A 6,611-nucleotide genomic window follows, 5' to 3' on the forward strand; every position below is an offset into this window, starting at 1 on the left:
TGTGCTGACTCTTCCTGTAACGACCGGATGACCAAGCGGGTGAGATACAAGAGTACGGTGATGAAGGCTAGGTAGACAGCGGTAATCTCGGTGCGCGGCATCCAGCCAGCCGCGCACAGAGGATGCGTTCCGTAGCAGTACAACCAGGTAGCGCTGAACAACATGACGGCGTACCCTACGGTCGAGATACCGATCAGGAAGTAAGCCACGGCCCGGACAAGAAACAAGCGCATCACGAATAGACGCTACCGTTCTTACCGACCGCCGACAACCCGACTTCAATGCTAAGTCAGCCAGTCGAAAGCGCGCTTCAGTTGCGCCGCACCATTGCTTTCGAACGGTCGACCGTGAGCGAAGATCACCCGATCAGGCTCGAGCGCTACGATCGCTTGAACAGCCTTTTTAGCGCCCGCGCCACCTAGCCGTACAGGTAGCCGCAGGTAATGTGCGGTGGTGCCGTCGGTGGCAGCGGATGCCTGCATCAATAGCCGCGCGATAGGTGGCAGCTTGTCAGGATCGAGGTTCTCGATGAGGTCGACGAGCACGAGCGTCTTGGTCTGCCGGTGGAAGAACCAGACTTCGTTGAAGCCAGCACCCCCTGGCACGACGCCCTGATCGAGTGTGTCTGCCCATTCGACTGGAGCCGTCTCACCGAGTTCGGCATCGAACCGCACCGATGATGCGCGGACCTGAGCCCGGTCCTGTAGCCCGGGCGCTGCCCATGTGGTCGCATCGGGGTAGGCCCGTTGCCAGTCGGCAAGGAAAGTCCAGTGCGCGATGTTGGGTGCGACAAGATGCCGCACCCGCCCAAGTGCCTCGACGGCCTTGGCCACCTCGACCGAAAAGGGCGTTGGCGAGTGCAGCAACAGATCGCCGTTTACGAGCCGGAGGATCGTCATGCGCACAGGTAACGTCAGGCCCATCGCATTTATTGGCCCGCTGTCGACGATCCAAACACCCTCGGCAAAAGCTTTAGGGACATCCAGTGGTGGATAGGTCGCGCGGTGCCGGGCATCTTTATTCTCTGGACGTCGATTAGCGCCTGCCAACGCGCAGAGACCTATGGCCGCAACACCAACAAAACCAGCCGCGCCGGCCAACCGACGCCGTCTGCGGGCTTTTGAAGAAGCTTGGGCGGCAAAGAAGCGTCGCATATCGGCGAGCAGGAGCTCTGGTTGTTCCAGCGCCGCGAAATGGCCGCCTGCCGCCATCTCGCTCCAGTGCACGATGTTGTAGGTCTTGCGAGCATGCGAACGCGGGGGCGGTGGGAAGACCGGATCAGGGAAGGCTGCGACGCCGGTCGGTACCTTGATACGGCTGCCGGCGGGAAATTGGCCCGACCCCTCCAATACGCGACCTCGATACATCCAGGTCGATGTGATGAATGACCCCTCGACAAGGTAGAGCATGATGTTGGTGAGGAGCGTATCCTCGTCGAAGGCCTGCCAAAGATCGGGCCGGCCCTGTTCGTCGCGCGGCACGTCCGCCCATGCGCCGAACTTTTCCAGGATCCAGGCGGCAACACCGACGGGGCTATCCGCCATGGCGACGCCGAGCGTCTGCGGACGTGTGCCCTGCTCTTGCGAGTAACCAGTCTCCTCCTTGGCTAGCGTTGCACGTCGAGCTGCCCAGGCGAGTTCGTCGGGCGTTTTCGGGGATACGTCTGCCGCCTGGATGAGGACCATGTTGAGGTGCAGCGCGCCGATGGCTTCAGGATGATCGTGCGCCATCCAGCTTCCGATTGCTGCGCCCCAGTCGCCGCCTTGCACCAGATAGCGAGCATCACCGAACAGTTCGGTCATCAGGCCATGCATGATCTCGCCAGTTCGGCGCGGCCCGATCGGCGCGGCAGGACGCCCGGAGAAGGCGTAGCCCGGAAGCGAGGGCACGACGACGTCATGGCCGTCGGTGACCAGCGGAGCGATCAGCGCTTCGAATTCGATGAAAGAGCCCGGCCAGCCATGCAGTAGAAGCAGCGGTGGACGCGAACCATTACCACGCGCATGAATGAAATGGAGCTTTTGTCCCAGCACTTCGCTGGTGAAGTGGGGTAAAGCATTCAACTGACGTTCCTGCGCACGCCAGTCGAACCGAGTACGCCAATAGTCCACTAGCCGCTTGAGGTCTGCGAGGCCGACACCTGATTGCCAGCCTCCGGCGTCCGGCAGAGCGCCCCAGTCGAATGATGCAACTTTAGCGTAGATGAGGGCGAGCCGCTCGTCGGGTACTGCAATCGTAAAGGGCTTTGCCATCTCGTGTCCTAGCGTTTCAAGGGGAGGCGCCCCTTCTCAAGGCGTAGTAACGCACTCGCGTACGTCGCGTTCACATCCGCGGGCAGCCAGCACACCTTGTGCGGCTCGCGAGGCTATCATTCTTTAGACGTAGCCGAATTGGCAGAGCGGTGGAGGATAGCCGTCCGAAGTAGGTGTCGCCAAAAGTACGAAGCGTACGACGTGACGGACATCAGCTAAGCTGGGCCCCAAGCCGAACCGAATACCATCGATCCGGTCGACTGGGTCTACGACCTAATGTTCGGTGGAAAAGTTTGGCTGTTTCGTCGTCGCAGGGGGTGACCGGGTCGGTCATTTTCGCCTTCCTCAATTGACGAACAGGCAAGAGGTTCTCTCGTTCCGCAAAGCTTACTGCTTCGTTTCGTCTGACGCGACCGCGCCAATCGTCATCGCCAGCAGCGCGGCGCCGCGGTGTTCGTGGTCGAGCTTCACAGGCGGACCCACTGCGCGATATGCTTGCCTGCCGCCTCAACGCCTTTGCGTTGCAGCTGCGGGGTGGTCAGGTTCGTTTCGTTCTGGATTACCGACGCGATCGACAGCGCGAAAAACTCTATGATGTCATCGGCGATCAACGCGTCATCGGCAGAGTTAGCAGCAAGGTACTGCATGACGATTGGCATCATTTCCTGGAAAAGATCGATTTTGGTCTGGCCGTCGACCTTCATGCTGTCTGCAGGCATGCTGGCGCCTTCCGTTCTCGACATGTATTGCTTGAGACCGTGAAACGGAAGGCAGGTTCGATCTCCCTCGCCATCATCGGAGCCTTCATGAATCATCCACGCGAATGGTTTCAGCCAAAAGTCGTAGGGATTGGCTGGTCTCCTCAAACCTGGGAAGGGTGGGCGATCATCGTTTCTGTGATCGCGGTTGGCGCAGTTGTCGGTCGGGTCAATCTTTGACCGGTAGAGACCCAATGACGCCATATTGCACGCGGTGAAAAACTCGGTTTAGGCTCCGCCATGGAAAACACAGCATCGCAGTTCGATCTTCTTGGCCAGCTTCGTTCGCTGATCGTCCAACGCAACGAGGCAGCAGAGGCGTTCGACGTCTTCAAGCAGGACGCGGTGCTAGCGCCAGCGCCTGACATTCCTAACAATGAGGTCTCTTCCGACGAAGCGGCGGACGTGGCGGCAGAGGAGGTCGACACGTTCAAGGCTCAGACTGAGGGCCTTCTGGCCAGCGCAACGGACGATGAGCTTTTGGCCGCGTACCGGCAGACCGAAGGCGAGGTGGGCGATCTTGCGGCTGAGGCGCTACGTGATGAGCTGCGGCGTCGGAATCTCGAAGAGTGAACCGACCAAGTGCCAATCAGGTATCTTTAGATGTGTAGCCGATCGAGTATGTCAGATCGGGAGGTGTGGGAAAAGGCGTCCACTATCGCGGCAGCGTTTGGCGAGGATGAGCCCGAGCGCTTCACAGAACGGCTCTTCGACATTCTTCGTAATACCACCAATCCACAGGACTGGCGTCGTGTCGCGGCCGCGGTTGACGTCATCGCTGGAGCGTCTCGGCAATAGCTTCGGTTGAGCGTCGCTCCGTCGCCTCTATGACGCCAACCGAGCATTTGATGATGTACTGCGCCGGTTTGGCTCGCTGACGCCAGCATGAGCGGTGGTACGCCCAGTCGCGGGGCAGCTGGATCGTGTATTACCGGCAAGTAGGAGTGATGATGGGAAAAGGAGCAGCTTGGTGAAGCGCTTAGTGTCGGTTCAGGGGCAACACGTAGAAGTTTACGTTGAAGAGGCCGAACCTGGGCGGTGGAAGGCAACGGGAGAGTATGGCGGTAAGATTTGGAGCGTGACCAGCACGACAGCGAACCGTGCGGCGTCAAATTGGGGCATCGCCGTTGGGCAGCTAGACCCGGCACACCGTAACGAGCTGCCCCCGGAGGCCGAACGCTAGGCACGCCGGGAGCTCCAGGAATGCTACGTTACGCCAGCGGGGAGCGAAACCCACACCGTCCTTGCCGCTGTCGCCATACGTATCTTTAAGTGAGCCGATGTCGTCCGCGGGCGTTCAATCTCTGCCAGGGCCTATGCAAAGCGTCCTCGCTGACCCGCATCGTGTTTCTCTTGGCTATCGAGGCGGGTCGTCATGCCTGGGTCGGACTTAAGGCTCGCGGTTTATCGACGACGTACGCGTCCTAAATAGACAGTATTGCGTACCTATCGGTCCGCGGCGCGGTTTTGCTCCTACGTTGATCCGTTGCGAGGCTCATTATTTGAGCTACCAAGGCGGCCAGCCTATCCGTTTTTCCCAGCAGTTTTCCGGAAAAGCTGGCCGTTCGTGAGATCGACGAAGCACGCCGCAATTCGCGTACATTGACCTTGCGTTTAGATTCGCTTGTTACTCCTCCTCACGGAGGAGCCCTGGATTGATACGTCTCATTTACATCAGCACCGCCCGATCGGAGTTATCCGAGGTCGAGCTTGAGGCGATTTTACGCGTTTCGAGGCGCAACAATGCCGCAGTAGGGGTGACGGGTTTGCTGATCGTTGGCGGACGCCGCTTCCTTCAGGCGCTCGAAGGACCAGCCGACGCAGTCACTCAGACGTACGATCGCATCAAGGCTGACGGACGTCATTTCGCTGCAGTGACATTGGGCAGCCGCGCAATCTCAGAGCGCAGCTTTCCCGGTTGGGCAATGGGGCATCAGCCTGGCAAATCTTTGCGCGGCGATGGTGCAGTTGCAGACGATGTGGCGGCATTGATCACGCCGATCTCGGATCCCACCACGCATGCGTATTTCGCCGAGTTCGCCAAAAACCATGCCGCCTGAGGCGCGCAAATGCCGGACGTTCAGCGCTGCGCCTACCGTGTAGGGGACTGAGAAACACCATCCTCCAAGAACCCGTTATCCTTTATCTGAAGGCATAATGTGGCCCCGTAGCGTCCCTTGAGCGTTTGAACGCTACAAAGGAGACCGACATGCCGAGCAGAGAGAAGATCACGGACGGTGCCAACGAGCGCGCCATCGACGAGCCGATCGCCGGCACTGCGCCAGGCATCCCCGACGATGCGCTTTTGCCCGGCGGGGAACTACCGGAGGAGCCAAGTAATGAGGAAGTTGCGCGGATAGCAGCGAAGCTTGGGGCACCTGACCCAAACCCGTAACGCCCTAGGCCTGCGATAAGCCTGGCGTTTCCGGATCGATCTGGATGGAATCGTCAGCAGGTTCGAAGCGAAGGGTCCACCGAGGGTAGCCTCCTGGTGCGATCTCGATATCGGGAAGGCCGACCGGGTCGGAGCCGGTTTCTACCCAACCAGCGCCGTGGCAACGATCGCAGGCGGTGCGCTTGCAGCGGAAGCTAACGAGATCAATCTCAGTATTCCACTGCCCCCTTCCTTGGCAGACCGGGCACATGGCATCGAGGCTCCCCTTACGTGGCTGGAGCGGAACAATGTCGAAAGCGTGGGGGCTATCCGGACCGTCGCAATAGACGATGTTGCTGGCGTGGGGCATGCTCCTCAGTCGCGGAGCAGTCGGCTCAATGCAATACCGCGTCTGTGCATTTGGGGCCGAACAATCAGTAAATCAGCGACCATCGATCAGGTCAGAATTATCTAAACAAGTCATTTGAAGCACGTTTCAATTCTGGCCACCATCGCCGTCGGAGGGGCGGCCGTGAGTGAAGATCACTCGGTCCGGCGCCGCAGCGATCAGGACGCGGAAATGACTGAGCGTCGGGCAGGGGAGGACGAACGTTCTCACGATGTCACTGTGTAAAGCGCTTATTCGAGCAGTCGACGACCGGCCGGGCCTCCGCCGACTAAATCCGGGACGCCTCGCGAAATTATGACGGCGTTGTCGTGATCCCACATCTGACAAATTCCCTGTTGACGTTCCTAAGCTGCTCTCTTAAATACGTCGAACCGCAGCGGAGTGCCTCAACGGCTACCGCGACGGTCGCAAAAAACCAGATGCTCCAAGCTTCTTCTACGGAAGAGGTTATGCGAGTGTCGGTATTTTTGTCGGCTCTTTGACATTGTAGGTTAAGATGAAGGGACATGTGGGCGGCGGCTTGCGGTTTCTGGGGTCCTCAAGGCTCCGGGTAATCGTTTAAAGCTAAGTCGTTCTCATATGTCCTTCACATATTCCATATGTAATCGACGCTCTGTCTGGCTTTGGTCGGGTAGGGTGTCTGAAAGATATTGTGCAGAGCGGCTCCTTGAGATGAGCTGGTTGATCGTGGAATTCCACTGCGATTGGCTGGTGACATTGGTGACATAAACTTGAGAGTTTGATCATGGCTCAGAATGAACGCTGGCGGCATGCCTAACACATGCAAGTCGAACGAAGGCTTCGGCCTTAGTGGCGCA

At 58.9% G+C, this 6,611-nt stretch carries 5 protein-coding genes and 1 rRNA gene (1 of these 6 running past the window's edge); 3 read left to right on the top strand and 3 right to left on the bottom strand.

Annotated features, from left to right (window positions below; translation table 11 throughout):
* Window positions 1-284: 284 nt before the first annotated feature.
* Window positions 285-2,252: an alpha/beta fold hydrolase gene (locus ASE79_RS21405; protein WP_200910338.1), complete on the bottom strand. Its 1,968-nt coding sequence runs from the start codon at window positions 2,250-2,252 to the stop codon at window positions 285-287.
* A 467-nt stretch (window positions 2,253-2,719) separates the two neighbouring features.
* Entirely contained in the window at window positions 2,720-3,214 is a 495-nt protein-coding gene (locus ASE79_RS07415; RefSeq protein WP_156359596.1) for a hypothetical protein, read from the bottom strand.
* 36 nt (window positions 3,215-3,250) lie between these two features.
* Here ASE79_RS07415 and ASE79_RS07420 point away from each other — a divergent pair, with 36 nt between their 5' ends.
* Both ASE79_RS07420 and ASE79_RS07425 read left to right on the top strand, forming a co-directional pair.
* Window positions 3,251-3,583, top strand: a complete 333-nt coding sequence (locus tag ASE79_RS07420) for a hypothetical protein (protein WP_056414157.1) — start codon at window positions 3,251-3,253, stop codon at window positions 3,581-3,583.
* A 1,082-nt stretch (window positions 3,584-4,665) separates the two neighbouring features.
* Window positions 4,666-5,070, top strand: coding sequence for a BLUF domain-containing protein (locus ASE79_RS07425; RefSeq protein WP_056414160.1), 405 nt, complete (start codon window positions 4,666-4,668; stop codon window positions 5,068-5,070).
* An 810-nt stretch (window positions 5,071-5,880) separates the two neighbouring features.
* Here the strand turns inward: ASE79_RS07425 and ASE79_RS21870 are convergent.
* Window positions 5,881-6,003, bottom strand: a complete 123-nt coding sequence (locus ASE79_RS21870; protein WP_268796156.1) for a hypothetical protein — start codon at window positions 6,001-6,003, stop codon at window positions 5,881-5,883.
* A gap of 517 nt (window positions 6,004-6,520) precedes the next feature.
* Here ASE79_RS21870 and ASE79_RS07435 point away from each other — a divergent pair.
* A 16S ribosomal RNA gene (locus ASE79_RS07435) occupies window positions 6,521-6,611 on the top strand (it continues 1,396 nt past the right edge of the window).

This window comes from Sphingomonas sp. Leaf28, assembly GCF_001421685.1.
Taxonomy (GTDB): domain Bacteria; phylum Pseudomonadota; class Alphaproteobacteria; order Sphingomonadales; family Sphingomonadaceae; genus Sphingomonas; species Sphingomonas aurantiaca.

Excerpts from the sequence above, each read along its gene's own strand:
- ASE79_RS07415 (WP_156359596.1), bottom strand. The coding sequence starts at position 3,214 with ATGGCGTCATTGGGTCTCTACCGGTCAAAGATTGACCCGACCGACAAC.
- ASE79_RS07420 (WP_056414157.1), top strand. The coding sequence starts at position 3,251 with ATGGAAAACACAGCATCGCAGTTCGATCTTCTTGGCCAGCTTCGTTCG.
- ASE79_RS21405 (WP_200910338.1), bottom strand. The coding sequence starts at position 2,252 with ATGGCAAAGCCCTTTACGATTGCAGTACCCGACGAGCGGCTCGCCCTC.